The organism is Bacteroidales bacterium (assembly GCA_012517825.1).
GTDB lineage: Bacteria > Bacteroidota > Bacteroidia > Bacteroidales > JAAYUG01 > JAAYUG01.
Genome location: JAAYUG010000085.1, coordinates 1 through 16,730, shown reverse-complemented (window position 1 = coordinate 16,730; position 16,730 = coordinate 1). Strand labels below are relative to the sequence as shown.

Sequence of the window (16,730 nt, the reverse complement as noted above, 5' to 3'; positions counted from 1 at the left end):
TTCATGGTTTTGCAACACACCTGTCGGGTTCATTTCTGTTCCTGTGGCGGCCAGTGTCAAAACGGCCAGCAAGGGGAGGGCTGACACGGGTTGAACTCTTCCCTTCACAACATCCCACCCGTCAAGATTTCCGGGAATACAAACCGAAATGATCTTTGCCGAGTCGATAACGCTTCCACCTCCGACAGCGATAATCATTTCTGCTTTGCTTTCTATCCCCAGTTGTGTGGCCTTCCGCACGTCCTCAACTACCGGATTGGATTTAATACCTCCGTATTCCACAATGGAGATGCCTCCTGATTTCAAGGAGTTTACAACGCTATCAAAGGTACCGTTTTTCTTTACCGAACCTTTCCCGTAGATCAGCAAAGCCTTTTTCCCATATTGCCGGGCAATGGTACCGATTTCTTTGGTACATCCTTTACCAAACCGGAGATCCGTTGGAATAAAAGCTGAAAAATTTTCCATATACTTTTTTATTTCAGTTAAACAATTTCATAAACCGCCCCGCCGGCGCAATCAAACCGGCCTCCGCATACCGAGGAAAAGCAGTTTACCTGATGCCGGATGCGTAAGATACCCATGAAGGCAAAAATTAGCGCTTCCTTATAGTTGATAATTTCATTGTCGGGGATAAAAAGTTCATGATGGGTATGTTTTCTGATTCGTTCCATAAGGAACGCATTCAGCGCCCCCCCACCCGTGACCAGAATTTTTTTCCTGCCCCGGTTGCCGAAGGCTTTGCTGATCTGCATGGCTGCATGCTCATTCAGTGTCCTGAGAACATCAGGAACAGAAAGATCATAGTGATCAACCAGAGGAAGTACCGTAGCCTCAACCCATTCTCTGCCCAGTGATTTCGGGGGTGTTTTTTTATAATAGTCGAGTTCGTTGAGCTTCATCAGAAGTTCTTCGTGTAAAGTACCTTCCCTGGCCATGGCCCCGTTTTCATCATAGGGTTTACCCTTCTTGCGGGCATAATGGTTGAACAGAAAATTGACCGGACAGATGTCGTATGCAATACGCCGTTTTCTGTAGGAATAAGAAATATTGGAGAACCCCCCGAGGTTCAGACATGCATGATAGTCGGGAAACAGAATTTCATCTCCAATGGGAACCAGTGGTGCGCCTTGTCCTCCAATGGCCACATTGAGACTTCGGAAGTCTGAAATGGTTGTAATACCTGATGCGGCAGCAATCTGGGCGCCGTGGCCTATCTGGTAAGTCAGGTTTTTTTCGGGCTGGTGAAATACCGTATGCCCATGCGATGCCACAACATCGATTTTCTGCGGATAGGCCTTAATGAATTGCTTCACCTGCATTCCGATGAAACGGCCAAATTCATGATCCAGCCTGATCAATTCGTAGGCACTGAGAAGATGGGCTTCGGTAAGTCTTTTCGACCATATTTCAGGGTAGGGAATGGTACGGCAGCGTTCAATACTGAATTTCCAGCCGGCAGGCTGCAGACTGAAATGGCATAAGGCCAGATCCAGACCGTCACAGGAGGTACCTGACATTACGCCGACTGCCGTATATTCTTTCATAGTACTATTTTTCAAGGTGCAGGCCGAGTTCTTTGACGCATTCAATCATCAATTCTTCCAGCGTGGGGCCTTCAGCCACTATTTCCTGCGAAGTGAGCCCAGCCAGAAGAGAAAGATCGGCTTTAACTGCCTGAGGCATCACCTTGTTTACAGTTACATTTTTTATAGGCACATATCCCTGCTTGCTGTAAAGTGTGAAAAGTATAGTGATTCCAGGCGTAACCATTCCCTGAGGTGTGGCCGTGGGAAATGCTTCCTCAACTCGCACCTGGCATTTGAAGAAGTATTTCGCATCAGATAGTTTTATAGCCTTTTGAACAGTGACTTCCGGAAATCCATACTGGTCATACTTGACTTTGTCTTCAAAAATGGTTGGAGGTGGAATATATACCTTCAGATTTTCCATCAACTGCCGGGTGAGTATCTCATAGAGCGAATAGGTAAGAACGTATTCCATTTTGTCTGCATTCTGCATATTTCCGGGAAGTTTTGGATAAACCGGCGCCATTCTTAATTTAAAATCTTTTCCGGCCATCAGGTTATAGCCGATTGGGCAGAATTGCGACCCTTCAAATTTCTGGGAATAGGTACTAAAGGGCAATAGTATAGCTATGAAAAGCAGAAAGAGCAAATGTTTATTCATACTGGTCGGAAGGGTTACAGAGGGGTAAATTTACAAAATGAAATGTTTTTTGCAACGTGCTTTTGATAAAGTGTCAGATTCGTTACCCGGCGAATAATGTCAGACGATTCTTTATACTGCATCGATGAACAGGATGTGTGTTGATGTTGGTGACAGCATGTTCTAAAGCAAATTATTAAGTATTATTAGATATTGTATTGATAATTAATGTATTGCATAATTCATTTATTTCGGAGGTAAACATGGTGAAAATACCGTATCATAATTGTATATTTGCAATGACATTTTCAGGGATTATGGCGACCCAGGAAGAAATTATTCAGAATCTTCGGAAAAAAGTGGAAGTTCTGATGTCATTGTATGAGAAGGCAAAAGCGGAAAGGGATCGCCTCAGGGAAGAGAACAAAAGCTTGCATGAAATTGTTAAAACAAAAGAAAAAGAAATTAGTAAATTTGAAGATAAACTGAATAAGGTCAAACTGGCAAAAATGATTGCGGCAACAACAGAAGACAGTCATGAAGCCAGGTTGAAGATAAACAGGATAGTGCGGGAGATTGACAGGTGCATTGGTCTTTTGAACAAATAGTAATGGGGGTCTATGGAGGATAAGCTTTCCATACGGGTGAACGTTGCTGACCGGTATTATCCTCTGAAGATTGACCGGGACGATGAGGAACGGATCAGAAAAGCGGCCCGGCTGATTAATGAAAAGGTTTTTCAGTATAAGCAAAAGTATGCGGATAAAGATAACCAGGATTTTCTTGCCATGGCAGCCCTGCAATTCGTTCTGCGGCTGATGGATCTTGAAAACCGGGTTCAGGATCTTTCTGTCTGGCAGGAACTTGAAAAACTGGATAAGGAGCTGGATGACTATTTGTCAAAGGAATAAGCACGCGTTCTTTTCCATATAAAGATAGTGAAAACTTGCCCGCACTGTCACTTCAACGGTGTGAAACTCAACAATTAAACCATTGGAGCTCAGCTCGGTCTGCGTAGGACAGGCTATTTAACCGCTTCGGCGGTATTCGCCTTGTGCGAACGATAGAAGTCCCAAACAGGCGGCCGCTCCACCCATGTCAGATTGGGGTTTCCTAACTCTTTGAAGAAGGCAGTGCGGGTTTTTTATTAATCAATATAATACAAAATACTATGTATATCAATTTTATTATCAATGCAGTATGGCTTGATTCAGTCATTGCACTGGTAGCTTTTCTGGCAGGAGGAGGGCTTGCTCTTTACCTTTCCCAGAAAGGTCTCAGCCGCAGAGCCAGGAACCTTGTCAAGGAAGCCGAACAGGAAGCTGAAATGATCAAAAAGGATAAGATCCTTCAGGCAAAGGAGAAATTTCTGCAGTTAAAGGCCGAACATGAAAAGTTTATTAATGAAAGAAACCAGCGGATTGCCCAGCTTGAAAACCGGCTGAAACAGCGTGAACAGGCTCTTAATATGCGTTTTGAAGAAAACCAGCGGCAGAAAAAAGAACTGGATGTATTAAAGGAAAACCTGGCAGCGCAGAAAGAACTCGTAGATAAGAAAAGTGAGGAACTGGAGCGGTTGCATCATCAACAGGTTGAAAAACTTGAAGCAATTTCCGGCTTATCGGCCGAAGAAGCCAAGGCTCAGCTGATTGATTCCCTGAAGGAGGAGGCAAAATCACAGGCCATGATGTATATCAATGAGATTATGGATGAGGCCAAAATGACAGCTGCACGTGAAGCCAAGAAAATTGTGGTAGAAACTATTCAGCGGGTGGCATCCGAAACGGCTATCGAAAATTCTGTCACCGTCTTTCCTCTCGAAAGCGATGAAATCAAAGGAAGAATCATCGGGAGGGAAGGCAGAAACATCCGTGCCCTGGAGGCTTCCACCGGAGTGGAAATTATCGTTGACGATACGCCCGATGCCATTATCCTCTCGGCTTTTGATCCGGTTCGCAGGGAAATAGCCAGGCTTGCTCTTCATCAGCTTGTTACTGACGGTCGCATTCATCCGGCTCGCATTGAAGAGATTGTTCAGAAAACACAAAAACAGATTGAAGAAGAAATCGTTGAAATCGGTAAAAGAACTGCCATCGATCTGGGAATCCACGGATTGCATCCTGAACTCATTCGTCTGGTCGGGAAAATGAAATACCGGTCTTCGTACGGGCAGAATCTTCTTCAACATTCACGCGAAGTGGCCAACCTTTGCGCCATTATGGCTTCGGAACTGGGATTGAATCCTAAAATTGCCAAACGTGCCGGATTGCTGCATGATATCGGAAAAGTTCCGGATGATGAACCCGAACTGCCTCATGCCATTCTCGGAATGAAACTGGCTGAGAAGTACAAGGAAAAACCGGAAATATGCAACGCCATAGGTTCGCATCACGATGAAGTGGAAATGACAACACTGATAGCCCCGATTGTTCAGGTTTGTGATGCCATTTCAGGTGCACGCCCCGGAGCTCGCAGGGAAATTGTTGAATCCTATATTAAACGGCTCAAAGATCTGGAATCACTTGCTTTATCTTATCCCGGCGTCCAGAAAACCTATGCCATCCAGGCCGGAAGGGAACTGAGGGTAATTGTTGGCGCTGACAAGGTTTCCGATAAGGAGGCAGAAAGCCTTTCATTCGAAATTGCCCGTAAAATTCAGAATGAAATGACGTATCCGGGCCAGGTAAAAATTACGGTCATCAGAGAAACCCGGGCGGTGAGTTACGCTAAGTAGGTTTTGTCAGCAGAAATGGATTCAGGACTTTGTTTTTTGGCATCCCATGATGCCGAAAGATGAAGTCCTGTGATTTTTACATTTTACCTGAATGAGAGGTCAGGATTACTCTCGCCCCTGACAATATGGAACAATCGCTGGAATGCCTTGATTTTTTCTGCGTATCCCAGTTTCTCGAACGATTGAATTATGCTGAGCAGTAATCGTTGCAGGATGTCAATATTGGTGCAGGGTTCATAAAAAGATGGCTGGGGTTCAATTGACAGTTGCTGAAGAAACAGGTCAATTTCCCTGCGCCCGAGCACGATGCCTCTGTTGTATGGATTGATATAAAAAAGAATGGCGTCCGGTGAGGCAAATTCATCACGATAGGCCAGAACAAAATTCCTTGGAAGATTTACTCCGTAGATTGGAATTTCCAGCATCTGTGCCACGCAGATATAAATGATGCCCAGCGATATGGGATTCCCTTTCCGTGATTCCAGTACCTGGTTGATAAAAGAATTCTGAGGAGCGTAAAAATTGAGGGTATTAGGCGAAAATTTATAGATGTCGTAAAGAAAGTGATTGATGATCCTCACTTTTTCAAGTGCCGTCAGATGCGGATTCAGTTCAAGCCATATATCCTGCCGGATATCATCAAGAACCCGGTAAAGTTCGGCGTAGGTTATTTCAGGATACTGAAGCCGGGCAACATGAAAGGCCCCTTCCAGCAAATTGTCTCCTCCTCCGGCAATCCATGTTTCCAGATTTTTTTCCACAAGACGCGTCTGGATGTATTGAATGAGCCACTCCAGTCTTTCCTGTAACTGCTCATCTGTGGTTACTTCCCACAGTTTTTCCAGGGCGGGCACTGCCGTGGGACCCTGCTCCAGAATATGACGCGAAACATGGGAAAATACCTCTTCATCCGGATCTTCCAGAAGGGTGATCAGCGCTTTCAATTCCGGATTGTCAGAAGTTACCATTCTTTACAGGAATATGATACAAAGGTCGGAAAGTTTTCATTAAAAAGCATTCCATTTATTAACAATTGCTGATATAACCCTAAACAATTGCCTGATTTAAATTGTTCGATTGCGCGGAAGCATATGTTCGGTTTACCTTGTATTGCAGATCAGAAATGCAATCAATAGCAGGTAAACCAAAGGAGAGTTAAGGTTTAAATCCCGCCGGAATGAAGCAAAAGCAGCCTGCAGGGGAGGTTCCGTTTGAAAATAAGGAATCCGGGTCCATGGAAATCGTTATCTTTGTTTCCCAAACTTCCAAATATGTTCCGTTATCTCCACAGTTATTTTCTCCTGGCAGCCTTGATACTGTCATCCTTATTGTTCACACTTCCTCTCATTACTTATTTGCCCGAATCCGGAAAACCGGTTGTCTTTGGCCTGACGGGAATACAAAACGCTCCTGAATTGCCGGCCGGTTTCAGCAATAATTTCTGGGCTTTGCCTTTTCTTGGTGTAGTTATTGTTTTGTTACTGTTTGTCGTGTTGCTTTTATGGAACAGGAAGGACCTCCAGATGCGACTGGCTGTTTTTACTGCCGTTTTATTTCTGGGTCTTGAAGGAATGATGGTTTTTTTCGCCTTTCAGATACCTTTTGTCCTGGATTATTCGCATAGAACTTTTCATGTGAGTATTGTATTCCCGCTGGTCGGATTTCTTCTGACGGTTCTTGCTATCAGGGGGATACGCAAAACAGAACTGCTTGAGCTTGCAGGCAAACATTTCCGGCCAGCCGGAAAACCCTGATGATGGTTACAGGATTTCTATATGTTCCTGATCGGTGATTTTTTCGCAATAGTGGCACTTTAAAGCTACCTCTTTCTTTTGTATCACAGCGAAGCGGGTTGTGATTTTTTCATGATTGGTGATGCACTGCGGATTGAAACACTTCACAATTCCAATGATTTCATCGGGAACCTGGACCACTTTCTTTTCAACCACGGCATAGTCGCGGATAATGTTGAGCTTTGCTTCAGGAGCTACCAGTGCAATTTTATTGATATCTTCTTCAGGGAAAAAAAGGTTTGCAATCTTGATAATTGCCTTCTTGCCCAGTTTTTTGCTTTCCAGGTTGGTGCCAAAGGTAATCTGATTGTCAATCTTATTGAGCCCCAGAATGGAAATTACTTTGAAAAGGTTTCTGGCCGGGATATGGTCAATCACTGTCCCGTCTTTGATGGCACTTACCATCAGGTGTTTTTTATCGTTCATAGAGGAGAGCATTTTTAGATCAGTCCTAAAATTGAGCAGATAATGGCTTGCCGTATATACACTCCGTTGAGTGCCTGGGTAAAGTAGTAGGCCTTTTCACTGTCATCCACATCAATGCTGATTTCGTTTACCCGGGGTAATGGATGAAGGATTTTCATTCCGGGCCGGGTATTGGCCAGCATGTTCTTTTTCAGAACCAGAGCATTTTTGGTTTTTTCGTATTCCATCGGATCGGAAAACCGTTCTTTCTGCACTCTGGTCATATAAATAATGTCGGCCAGGTCGATATTCTCTGCGAAATCTTTCTGTTCGTAATATTCAATGCCCATTGAATTGAGGAAAAGCTTATATTCATTCGGCATTTTGAGTTCGTCGGGCGACACGAACCAGAAAGTTGGTTTAAATGCCGACATGGCCATAAGAAGGGAATGCACCGTGCGTCCGTATTTCAAATCGCCTACCAGAAAAATGTTCAGGTTTTCGAGTTTCCCCTGGGTTTTACGGATGCTGTACATGTCGAGCAGTGTCTGAGTAGGATGCTGATTGGCTCCGTCACCTGCATTGATAACAGGCACTCTGGCAATTTCGCTGGCAAAGCGTGCACTACCTTCCAGGGGATGGCGCATGACAATCAGATCACAGTAATTGCTTACTATCCGGATCGTGTCACGAAGTGTTTCTCCTTTAACTACGCTGGATGAATTGCTGTCGCTGAATCCGATCACTTTCCCTCCCAGTCGCTGAACAGCCGATTCGAAACTCAACCGGGTGCGCGTACTGGGTTCAAAAAACAGGGTAGCTATCACAAAACCCCTGAGCAGATCGGAGGGTTGTTGCTTCTCAAATTCAGCCGCCGTGTCCAGTATTTTAAGATAGTCTTCTTTTGTAAAGTCGGTGATCGACACCAAACTCCTGTTCTTCATAGAATGGGATATTTTTGTTTCCAATTTATAAAAAAATTCACTCTGAAATAACTTTCACATCTTTTATCTGTTGAAGGCGCAAAAGAAATTGTTCTTTTCGGCTCCTGGGAACCATTATTCTGTAAATGCACTGATGAGAAAAATCCTTCTTAATTACAGAAATTTTCTCTTCCTGAAAAAGTCTGTTGAGCAGGCCTTCTGTTTTGTAGGGAAATACTATGGACAGCTCAGAGCCAACCATTTTGCTGACGATGGTGGCATTTTGCAGGCAGTTGTGTGCCGCTTCCTTGTATGCTCTGCTCAGACCCCCGGTGCCGAGAAGGATACCCCCGAAATAACGTACAACCACAACCACCACATCCCGGAGGCCAAAATGCTGAATCTGGCCTAAAATGGGTTTTCCTGCTGTTCCCGACGGTTCGCCGGCATCGGAATAACGCACCTCGGTTCCTGCCGCACCAATTATCCATGCGTAACAATGATGCCGCGCATCATGATATTTCTCCCGTAAATGGTTAACAAAATGTTCTGCTTCTTCGGTGGTTACGGCAGGAGAGGCAAAGGCAAGAAAGCGGCTTCCCTTTTCACGATAAAAGCCTTCAGCAATTCCGGCAATGCTTTTATATGTGTCCTGATGGGCTTCTTCGTTTACCGTTTTATTGGGCATGTGAGCATTCTTTCCGTGAAATTGCTTCTTCCGGCAAATTTACTCCGGCCTTCTTTCCTGTCAGAATTTGAGTTTTTTCTCTATCTCTTCAATCTGCATCCTGAACGATTTATCAGTTTCGATCAGGTTGTTGACGGTTTTGCAGGCATGCAGTACAGTAGCATGATCTTTCCCTCCGATCTGCGCCCCGATGGAAGCCAGGGAGGATTTGGTAAGGTTTTTCGAAAAGTACATGGCAACCTGACGTGCCTGGACGATTTCCCGTTTGCGGGTTTTTGAGCGGATCGCATCGGCCGGCAGATTGAAGTAATTGCATACCACCTTCTGAATATAATCTATTGAAATCTCTTTCTGTACATTCTTACTGATTTTGTCAATCATTTCACGGGCAAGGGCAAGGGTTATCTCTTTCCTGTTCAGGGTCGACTGGGCCAGAAGGGAGATCAGTGCACCTTCCAGCTCCCTGACATTGGTGGTTATGTGGGTGGCTATATATTCGGTAACTTCATCAGGAATGGAAATGCCATCGTTATAAATCTTTTTCTTCAATATGGCAAGACGCGTTTCCAGATCTGGCGGCTGAAGATCGGCCGATAACCCCCATTTGAAACGTGAAAGCAGCCTTTGTTCCAGGCCCTGAAGTTCAACCGGAGGCTTGTCACATGTGAGAATGAGTTGTTTCTGCGACTGATGCAAATGATTGAAAATGTGAAAGAAAATATCCTGGGTTTTTTCTTTTCCTGCAAATTCATGTACGTCATCAATGATCAGTACATCAATCATTTGATAAAAGTGCAGGAAATCATTCTTTGTATTGTTCCTTATGGCATCAACAAACTGAGTCTGAAATTTGTTGGCGTTCACATAAAGTACGGTTTTGTCGGGGAACCGTTCCTTCACTTCAATACCAATTGCCTGTGCAAGATGGGTCTTGCCCAGTCCCGAATCACCATAAATCAGTAAAGGATTGAACGCTGTACCTCCCGGATTTTGCGCAACGGCAAATCCTGCCGAACGGGCAAGCCGGTTGCAGTCTCCTTCAACAAAATTCGAGAAAGAATAATTCGGGTTAAGATGCGGATCAATATGCAGCTTCTTGATGCCAGGTATTACAAACGGATTCCGTATCGTATTCTCAGAAGCCACCAGTGGCATGGAAACCTGCTGATTGCTAATTTCGGCGTGGTCCTTGCCCGGAAGTTTAATCGTGGCAGGAGAAGAACTGGCATACATACTGTTATCCATTACCACGCTGTATTCAAGCTTTGCATCATTGCCAAGCTCTTTGCGGAGTGTCTTGCGCAGCAGATCAATGTACTTTTCTTCCAGGTATTCGTAAAAAAACGGACTCGGTACCTGGATGGTCAGTACATTGTTTTCCAGTTTCAGGGGTACGATAGGTTCAAACCATGTCCGGAAGCTGATTGAAGGAATGTTGTCACGTATAACCTTTAGGCAGTTTTTCCAAACCTGGTCATGCATAGCTTTTAGTTCTAATTGGTTAACGAAATCGGGTTGATTCAAATTTTCAACAGCAATTTTGTAAAAAATCCCTCAAAAAAAAAATCACTGCAACTATTGATTTTATTAGTATTTTGTTATGGATTTGTTTACCAGAACATTAATTTTTTTATTTTTTTAAAAAAAATTTCAATAGTAAGGCATTCAGCAGAATACATAAAAGGCAGTTTAAGAAATTAGAAATTAAATGTTTAAGTAATGTTACTTCAAGAAATTTAAAGAAAGCCTCCTGGGCAGGCCTAAATTGGTCAAAGGTTTCAGACCTTTGGTCAAAATGTTTCCAATGTGCTGGTTACTTGTTATTTCTGCTTGTTGCCCCCGAAAACGGAAAAGTGAACGTATCGTTTCGGGTTTTCTTTCAGGTCAAGAAGGAGAAGATCCAGATTACGGGAAGCAGATTCCAGATTGCGGTAAAGTGAATCATTGGATGCCAGCATACCGAGTGTACCCTTTCCCTGGTTGATCTGGGCCAGCATTTCGTTCAGCTGGGTTACGGCTTGCTGTGTTTGCAGTATGGTATTCTGTACATTGGCTTTGGCCAGTGAATCGGTCACCTCCGACAGATTGCTCAGTATGTGGGTTATTTTGGGGCTGTTGGCTTTCAGATTAGCTGAAAGTGCCTCAAAATTCTGGAACATTTTGTTCAGCCTTTCATTCTGATCGCTCAGGTTTTCCGTAATATTCTTTACATTGCTCATGGTCGCCCTGAAGTTCTGTATTGTCTGCGGATTCAGGGCCAGAGAAGCAGACCGCACAAGGGAATCAATGGACATCATAACCCGTTCGGCCTTGTTTTTCAGCGGCATAAGCTGATCCATCAGGCCTATTTCCACATCGGTAATCAGAGTATCATGTTCCTGCTGAAATACCGAATCGGTTGAAAAAATCAGACGGATGGCCTTGGTGCCCATAATATCGTTGCTGTAAATCTGGGCAATGGAGTTTTTCGGAATCCTTATGTTACGGCTGACACTGATTTCTATGATGATTTTACCGGAATGGTCTTCCTTGAAATACATTTTATGGACGTTCCCCACTTTGTAGCCGCTCACATAAACCCCGGCCGAAGGGGTAAGCCCTCCAATGTTGTCAAACTCAAGAAAATAGTAATTGGTTCTGGAAAAGACATTAATTCCTTTCAGGTAATTAATTCCCCAGACGGTCAAAGCCAAAACAATCAGAACAACGGCTCCTATTTTTATTTCCCGTTTGATTTTCATGGGATTCTATTTTGGATTCTGATTCAGTATCTGACCCAAAGGTATAATTTTACCGTTACGTATGGCAATGACAAAAGCCCCCGGGTACATTTTTTTTATGTCTTTGCAAAAGGCGGCAGCTGTTTCATACGAACAGGTAGATCCTGTAATGTACTTAAACATTTTATTTACAAAGAGTTCCCTGATTGTGCTATCCGGGTAAGCTTTGCGTAAAGGAGCAAAATAGTCAGAAGAAATGCTGATTGATGTACCGGATGATAAAATCTGTACCGAGAACTGAACCACTGAGGTGTCGGACGGAAGCTCCGGACTGCTGGTTTGCACAGAATTTTGTGATCTCGGGCGATATGCACTTGTATGCCCTTCAATATAGTTTTTATAATTCCTGAATGCTCGGTAAATGGCTGAAGCGATCAAATCCTGGCCCTCATCCGACATGAGGTATTTCTCTTCTTTCGGATTGGAAATGAATCCGGTTTCGATAAGAATGCTGGGCATGCTCGTTCGCCAGAGGACCAAAAAACCTGCCTGTTTTACACCCCGGTCGTTCCGCAGAGCCTTTTCCCGGAATTCATCCTGCACCATGGCAGCAAGGGTAAGGCTTTGTTCCATGTACTTGTTCTGCATCAGGGAAAAAATAATGTACGATTCGGGTGAAGAAGGGTCAAAACCCTCATATTTGACAGAATAATCCTTCTCCAGCACAATAACCGAGTTCTCTTTCTTGGCCACTTCAAAGTTCTTTTCGTCGGTATGAAGCCCCATGACGTACGTTTCTGTTCCCTCGGCTTCCCGGTTTTTGGGATTGGCATTGACATGAATCGATATAAACAAATCGGCATTGTTCTTATTGGCAATATCCGCCCTGTCAAACAACGGTATAAAGGTATCGTCTTTGCGGGTATAGATTACTTCTACATCTTTGAAATTTTCTGTTATGTATTGTCCTGTCTTCAATGCAATCGGAAGGGTTATATCTTTTTCACGGGCTATTTTACCTATCGCTCCCGGATCTTCCCCGCCATGGCCTGCATCAATAACTACTTTGCGAAGTGACGGAGAATCGGGCATTCGGGGCTGGGCCATTGCCAGCATCCCAACAGTAAGAAATACAACAAGAGGGAGGAAGGTGCGTTTGTTAATATATATGTGTAAATAGTTTCCTTTGGTCATAAAGGCGGATGTGATTTTTACTTAGTTTTGCACATCATTTTGCATGGCTTTGGTTCACAAAAATAGCATAAAATCGCTAACTCTGGGAATGTTCCCGCTTGCAGTTATTATCTTTTGTACCTTTTTTACCAACACTGCAGCAGCTTCTTCTTTACTCCACACTGACCATTTTTTGTTTTTTCAGGAAATTCAGGATTCCCTCAGGACGGTGAAGCCGGGTCAGGATTCTTTGGTTGCATCGGCTGATACAGCTGTGAGCTTTGAGCAACAGAAAAAGTCTGAGAAGACAGGCGATCTCGATGCCCCCGTGGTATATACCTGCGACGACAGCATGGCGGTTGAAATGGGCGAGGTAAGAAAGGTATACCTCTGGAAAAACGTTGTAGTTACCTACAAGGACATTGAACTCAAAGCTGATTATGTTGAATTCAATATGGATTCGCAAACCGTTTTTGCCAGAGGCCTTCCTGACAGCACCGGGAAAATCGTCGGGAGACCTGTATTTAAGCAGGGAAACCAGCAGTTCGAATCAGAAAACCTGTATTATAATTTCAAAACCAGAAAAGGATACATTAAAACACTCAGAACCAATCAGGAAGGAGGTGTGCTGCATGCCGATCTTACCAAACGCCTGCCCAATGGTGATATCAACCTGAAAGGTGGTAAATACACAACCTGTGACGCTGAACACCCCCATTTTTATATAGCACTGACCAAAGCTATTTCTGTTCCTGGTGATAAAATTGTCTCAGGTCCTGCTTATATTGTTCTGGAAGATGTTCCTTTACCCATTGGAATTCCTTTTGGCTTCTTTCCCAACACCCGTACCAGTGCTTCGGGTATTTTACTGCCTACCTACGGGGAAGAAACAAGTCGGGGTTTTTATCTCCGGAACGGTGGCTATTATATTGCCCTGAATGACCATGTTGACTTGCGCATCCAGGGAGATATATATACTAAAGGCACATGGGGGGTGAATGCAACAACCAACTACAGAAAAAGATATGCCTTCAGCGGAAGTTTTACAGGGCGGTTCTACCAGAATATTGCCAGCGAAAAAGATCTTCCCGATTACCGGAAGAGCAACGATTTTTCCATTCAGTGGTCTCACAGGCAGGATCCCAAAGCAAACCCAACCCGCACCTTTGGTGCAAATGTCAATTTTTCCAGTTCCAGTTTTGACAGAAATCACAGCTATAATATTGAAAACTACCTCAATACAACCAAGAGTTCCAGTATTTCCTATTCCAAAATATGGCCCGGAAGTCCGTTTAACCTTACCGCGGGAATCAACCATTCACAGAACAGCAGTACAAAGGCAGTTAACCTGAGTTTACCGAACCTTACGTTCAATATGTCGGCCATTTACCCTTTCAGAAATATGGGTAATCCCGCAAAAGACCGATTCTGGAAAAACATACAGCTCACCTATTCATCAGCCCTGCAGAATAATATTACCACCACCGATTCCCTGCTGTTTACCAAACGAATGTTTGAAAATATGCAGAATGGGTACCGTCATAATATACCTCTCAGCTTCAATTTCAAACCGATCAACGGCTTTAATATCACGCCCAGCCTCAACTATACCGGCTATTTGTACACCTCGCAAATCAGAAAACACTGGGATCCGGAAGCATTCTCAGCTGGAGATACTATTCCGGGGGCTATTGTTACCGATACCATAACCGGACTGACATATGCCCATGCACTTTATCCGGCACTGTCCATCACGTTGAACCCGAAGATTTACGGGATGTTTGCCTTTAAAAAAGGGTCGGTGAAGGCTATACGTCATGTTATTTCACCCTCGGCTTCATTCAGCTATGTTCCTGATGTACGGGGAATCATACCAAGTTACTACCGCTCGGTGCGCAATGAAAAGACGGGCGATACCCTTGTTTATTCCATCTATGATAACAACCTCTGGAGAGCACCCTCTGCGAATGGCCGGAGTGCAAGCCTGAGCCTGAGCCTTCGCAATACCCTGGAAATGAAATACAAACCAAAGAACGATACCTCTGAAACGCTCAAAAAGGCTAAGATTCTTGAGAATTTCGACTTCAGTACCAGCTACAATCCTTACCTGAAAAAGTTCAGATGGAGCGATATACGGTTCAATACCGGCAATAGTTTTTTGAACGGAAAGATGGATGCCAGGGTTTCTGCTTCCTTTGATCCTTACCAGCTGGATTCTTTGGGCAAACGAATTAATCGCCTGGAAGTCAGTGATTTTTGGAAAAGCCACCGCATTGCCCGTTTGAAAAATGCCCAATTGTCGGTGGGTTTGCGATTACAATCGGCGGCAGGAAAGAAATCCTCACAGCAACAGTCTGGGCAGAACAATCCGGTGGTACAGGATGCTTCTGCCATTCCTGCTGAACGAACGGATGCCTATGAACTGGACAATTTCAGCAGCGAACAGGTCGACTTCAGTATTCCCTGGTCATTCCGCCTTGATTATTCATTCAGCTATTCCAAACCAGCTTTCAAGAGTTCGATTGTTCAGTCGCTGAGAGTTTCCGGTGATTTTAGTCTTACACCCAGGTGGAAGATTGGAATGAACACAGGATATGATTTTGTGAGCCGGAAAATGACCATGACCAATATTAATATCCACCGCGACCTTCATTGCTGGGAAATGAGCATCAACTTTATACCATTCGGGCAAAGAAAAAGCTATTCGTTCAACATCAACGTAAAATCTTCGATTCTGCGTGATCTTAAATACAACAAATCACGAAGCTGGTACGATAATTTCTGAAAAGGCATCACAGGCAAAGCAGCCTGTTTATCGGCCCAATGGCTTGCAGGTTTTTGTCTCAAGCAGGTGTGGCCATGTGCTACCTGCGGATATTTCTTTTCAAAATGCCTGGAATTGACCCGTTTGCATGGAAAACAAGTTGGTCTCAGGCAGAAAAAAAGCCGGAAATTTTGTTTCCGGCTCAATATTCTGATCAAAAGATCGTAATTGTTTTATTCAGAAACGATCTCAAATTTGATGTCAGCGTAAACGTCCTTGTAAAGTTTTATGCGGGCATGATAGGTTCCCACTTCCTTTACAAGCTCTTCCCGGATGGTGATATTCTTTCTGTCAATCTCAAATCCTTTGGCCGCAAGAGCTTCAGCAATCATGATGGTATTGACCGAACCGAATATCTTTCCTTTGGAACTTGTTTTGGCTCCGATGGTAAGTACCACTTCTTTCAGTTTTTCGGCCAGAGCGAGAGCTTCCTTGCGAAGCTTTTCTTCCTTGTGTGCCCTTTGCCTCTGAATTTCGGCATGCATCTTCAGAACTGACGGAGTAGCGCTGATGGCAAGTCCCTTCGGTATAAGATAGTTTCTGGCATATCCGTCACGCACGGTTACCAGTTCATCCTTTGATCCCAGATTGGGAATATCCTGTTTCAATATGATCTGCATAGTGATTCCTCCTGAAAGATTACTTGAGTAAATCCGTTACATAAGGCAAAAGTGCCAGGTGCCGGGCTCTTTTAATAGCCTGGGCGACTTTACGCTGGTACTTCAGTGAAGTACCGGTAAGCCGGCGGGGCAGTATTTTACCCTGCTCATTCAGGAACTTTTTCAGGAATTCAGGATCCTTGTAATCAACGTACTTGATCTTGTTCTTCTTGAAACGGCAGTACTTTTTCTTCTTGATTTCAACTGACGGCGGGGTCAGATATCTGATTTCTCCCTGATTCTGGTTCATAGTTTATTCCTCCACCTTTTTTTCTTTGGGGTTTTCCTTTAAACTTCTTTTTTTCTCGCTGTACTCAATGGCATACTTATCCATCTTGAATGTCAGAAACCGGATAATGCGCTCATCACGGCGGTATTCTGTTTCAAGTTTACTGATAAGTGATCCATCAGCTCTGAACTCAATCAGGTGATAAAATCCGGTGGTCTTTTTCTGAATCGGGTAAGCAAGTTTGCGCAAACCCCAGTCTTCCTCGTGGACGATCTCACCACCACCATCGGTGATCACGCTCCGGAATTTTTGTACCGCTTCCTTTGCCTGTGCTTCAGACAAAACGGGAGTTAAAATGAAAACGGTTTCGTACTGGTTTAACATAATGATTTAAAATTAATTAATTAATTTTT

Annotated in this window: 18 protein-coding genes; 5 read left to right on the top strand and 13 right to left on the bottom strand. The window is 43.9% G+C overall.

Annotation, left to right across the window (positions count from 1 at the left end; all coding sequences use genetic code 11):
* The 3 genes from GX419_05600 to GX419_05590 all read right to left on the bottom strand — a co-directional run.
* Nucleotides 1-468, bottom strand: a 468-nt coding sequence (locus GX419_05600; GenBank protein ID NLI24160.1) for an iron-containing alcohol dehydrogenase, incomplete at its 3' end; no start/stop codon positions are given.
* A gap of 17 nt (nucleotides 469-485) precedes the next feature.
* Nucleotides 486-1,547: an anhydro-N-acetylmuramic acid kinase gene (locus GX419_05595; GenBank protein ID NLI24159.1), complete on the bottom strand. Its 1,062-nt coding sequence runs from the start codon at nucleotides 1,545-1,547 to the stop codon at nucleotides 486-488.
* A 4-nt stretch (nucleotides 1,548-1,551) separates the two neighbouring features.
* On the bottom strand, nucleotides 1,552-2,190 hold the full coding sequence (locus GX419_05590) for a hypothetical protein (GenBank protein ID NLI24158.1): 639 nt from the start codon (nucleotides 2,188-2,190) through the stop codon (nucleotides 1,552-1,554).
* Nucleotides 2,191-2,468: 278 nt separating this feature from the next.
* Here GX419_05590 and GX419_05585 point away from each other — a divergent pair, with 278 nt between their 5' ends.
* The 3 genes from GX419_05585 (at nucleotide 2,469) to rny (ending at nucleotide 4,903) form a co-directional block, all read left to right on the top strand.
* Nucleotides 2,469-2,777, top strand: a complete 309-nt coding sequence (locus GX419_05585; protein NLI24157.1) for a hypothetical protein — start codon at nucleotides 2,469-2,471, stop codon at nucleotides 2,775-2,777.
* A 12-nt stretch (nucleotides 2,778-2,789) separates the two neighbouring features.
* On the top strand, nucleotides 2,790-3,080 hold the full coding sequence (locus tag GX419_05580) for a cell division protein ZapA (GenBank protein NLI24156.1): 291 nt from the start codon (nucleotides 2,790-2,792) through the stop codon (nucleotides 3,078-3,080).
* A 260-nt stretch (nucleotides 3,081-3,340) separates the two neighbouring features.
* Entirely contained in the window at nucleotides 3,341-4,903 is a 1,563-nt protein-coding gene (gene rny / locus GX419_05575; protein NLI24155.1) for a ribonuclease Y, read from the top strand.
* Nucleotides 4,904-4,986: 83 nt separating this feature from the next.
* Here rny and GX419_05570 read toward each other — a convergent pair whose 3' ends face one another.
* Entirely contained in the window at nucleotides 4,987-5,871 is an 885-nt protein-coding gene (locus tag GX419_05570; protein NLI24154.1) for a hypothetical protein, read from the bottom strand.
* A 303-nt stretch (nucleotides 5,872-6,174) separates the two neighbouring features.
* Here GX419_05570 and GX419_05565 point away from each other — a divergent pair, with 303 nt between their 5' ends.
* Complete coding sequence (locus GX419_05565; GenBank protein NLI24153.1) at nucleotides 6,175-6,657, top strand: DUF4293 domain-containing protein; 483 nt, start codon at nucleotides 6,175-6,177, stop codon at nucleotides 6,655-6,657.
* 6 nt (nucleotides 6,658-6,663) lie between these two features.
* On the opposite strand, the gene GX419_05560 is transcribed toward GX419_05565, so the two are convergent.
* The 6 genes from GX419_05560 to GX419_05535 all read right to left on the bottom strand — a co-directional run bounded on the left by GX419_05560 (nucleotide 6,664) and on the right by GX419_05535 (nucleotide 12,626).
* On the bottom strand, nucleotides 6,664-7,122 hold the full coding sequence (locus tag GX419_05560; protein ID NLI24152.1) for an aspartate carbamoyltransferase regulatory subunit: 459 nt from the start codon (nucleotides 7,120-7,122) through the stop codon (nucleotides 6,664-6,666).
* A 14-nt stretch (nucleotides 7,123-7,136) separates the two neighbouring features.
* On the bottom strand, nucleotides 7,137-8,045 hold the full coding sequence (gene pyrB, locus GX419_05555) for an aspartate carbamoyltransferase (GenBank protein ID NLI24151.1): 909 nt from the start codon (nucleotides 8,043-8,045) through the stop codon (nucleotides 7,137-7,139).
* 37 nt (nucleotides 8,046-8,082) lie between these two features.
* Nucleotides 8,083-8,712, bottom strand: a complete 630-nt coding sequence (locus GX419_05550) for a YigZ family protein (GenBank protein NLI24150.1) — start codon at nucleotides 8,710-8,712, stop codon at nucleotides 8,083-8,085.
* A gap of 60 nt (nucleotides 8,713-8,772) precedes the next feature.
* Nucleotides 8,773-10,194, bottom strand: a complete 1,422-nt coding sequence (gene dnaA, locus GX419_05545) for a chromosomal replication initiator protein DnaA (GenBank protein ID NLI24149.1) — start codon at nucleotides 10,192-10,194, stop codon at nucleotides 8,773-8,775.
* Nucleotides 10,195-10,532: 338 nt separating this feature from the next.
* Nucleotides 10,533-11,453, bottom strand: a complete 921-nt coding sequence (locus tag GX419_05540; GenBank protein NLI24148.1) for an MCE family protein — start codon at nucleotides 11,451-11,453, stop codon at nucleotides 10,533-10,535.
* A gap of 6 nt (nucleotides 11,454-11,459) precedes the next feature.
* A complete protein-coding gene (locus GX419_05535) occupies nucleotides 11,460-12,626 on the bottom strand; it encodes an N-acetylmuramoyl-L-alanine amidase (protein ID NLI24147.1) in 1,167 nt (388 codons plus the stop codon).
* A gap of 88 nt (nucleotides 12,627-12,714) precedes the next feature.
* On the opposite strand from GX419_05535, the gene GX419_05530 reads away from it, so the two are divergent.
* Complete coding sequence (locus GX419_05530) at nucleotides 12,715-15,390, top strand: LPS-assembly protein LptD (GenBank protein ID NLI24146.1); 2,676 nt, start codon at nucleotides 12,715-12,717, stop codon at nucleotides 15,388-15,390.
* A gap of 212 nt (nucleotides 15,391-15,602) precedes the next feature.
* Here GX419_05530 and GX419_05525 read toward each other — a convergent pair whose 3' ends face one another.
* Genes GX419_05525 through GX419_05515 form a run of 3 tightly spaced genes read right to left on the bottom strand, consistent with a single transcriptional unit; the run spans nucleotide 15,603 to nucleotide 16,701 of the window.
* Nucleotides 15,603-16,049 carry a 50S ribosomal protein L9 gene (locus tag GX419_05525; protein ID NLI24145.1) on the bottom strand — a complete coding sequence of 149 codons (447 nt, stop codon included), beginning with the start codon at nucleotides 16,047-16,049 and terminating at the stop codon, nucleotides 15,603-15,605.
* Between the two features lie 19 nt (nucleotides 16,050-16,068).
* Nucleotides 16,069-16,338, bottom strand: coding sequence for a 30S ribosomal protein S18 (locus GX419_05520; protein NLI24144.1), 270 nt, complete (start codon nucleotides 16,336-16,338; stop codon nucleotides 16,069-16,071).
* 3 nt (nucleotides 16,339-16,341) lie between these two features.
* Nucleotides 16,342-16,701 (bottom strand): 30S ribosomal protein S6, encoded by a 360-nt coding sequence (locus tag GX419_05515; GenBank protein NLI24143.1) that lies wholly within the window; start codon nucleotides 16,699-16,701, stop codon nucleotides 16,342-16,344.
* Between the last annotated feature and the right edge of the window lie 29 nt (nucleotides 16,702-16,730).

Bases quoted from the DNA above. Each gene is read 5' to 3' on its own strand.
- GX419_05595 (NLI24159.1), bottom strand. From the start codon at position 1,547: ATGAAAGAATATACGGCAGTCGGCGTAATGTCAGGTACCTCCTGTGAC.
- GX419_05525 (NLI24145.1), bottom strand. From the start codon at position 16,049: ATGCAGATCATATTGAAACAGGATATTCCCAATCTGGGATCAAAGGAT.
- GX419_05515 (NLI24143.1), bottom strand. From the start codon at position 16,701: ATGTTAAACCAGTACGAAACCGTTTTCATTTTAACTCCCGTTTTGTCT.
- GX419_05530 (NLI24146.1), top strand. From the start codon at position 12,715: ATGTTCCCGCTTGCAGTTATTATCTTTTGTACCTTTTTTACCAACACT.
- GX419_05520 (NLI24144.1), bottom strand. From the start codon at position 16,338: ATGAACCAGAATCAGGGAGAAATCAGATATCTGACCCCGCCGTCAGTT.
- pyrB (NLI24151.1), bottom strand. From the start codon at position 8,045: ATGAAGAACAGGAGTTTGGTGTCGATCACCGACTTTACAAAAGAAGAC.
- GX419_05565 (NLI24153.1), top strand. From the start codon at position 6,175: ATGTTCCGTTATCTCCACAGTTATTTTCTCCTGGCAGCCTTGATACTG.
- rny (NLI24155.1), top strand. From the start codon at position 3,341: ATGTATATCAATTTTATTATCAATGCAGTATGGCTTGATTCAGTCATT.
- GX419_05590 (NLI24158.1), bottom strand. From the start codon at position 2,190: ATGAATAAACATTTGCTCTTTCTGCTTTTCATAGCTATACTATTGCCC.
- GX419_05540 (NLI24148.1), bottom strand. From the start codon at position 11,453: ATGAAAATCAAACGGGAAATAAAAATAGGAGCCGTTGTTCTGATTGTT.
- GX419_05585 (NLI24157.1), top strand. From the start codon at position 2,469: ATGACATTTTCAGGGATTATGGCGACCCAGGAAGAAATTATTCAGAAT.
- GX419_05580 (NLI24156.1), top strand. From the start codon at position 2,790: ATGGAGGATAAGCTTTCCATACGGGTGAACGTTGCTGACCGGTATTAT.
- GX419_05535 (NLI24147.1), bottom strand. From the start codon at position 12,626: ATGACCAAAGGAAACTATTTACACATATATATTAACAAACGCACCTTC.
- dnaA (NLI24149.1), bottom strand. From the start codon at position 10,194: ATGCATGACCAGGTTTGGAAAAACTGCCTAAAGGTTATACGTGACAAC.
- GX419_05550 (NLI24150.1), bottom strand. From the start codon at position 8,712: ATGCCCAATAAAACGGTAAACGAAGAAGCCCATCAGGACACATATAAA.
- GX419_05560 (NLI24152.1), bottom strand. From the start codon at position 7,122: ATGAACGATAAAAAACACCTGATGGTAAGTGCCATCAAAGACGGGACA.
- GX419_05570 (NLI24154.1), bottom strand. From the start codon at position 5,871: ATGGTAACTTCTGACAATCCGGAATTGAAAGCGCTGATCACCCTTCTG.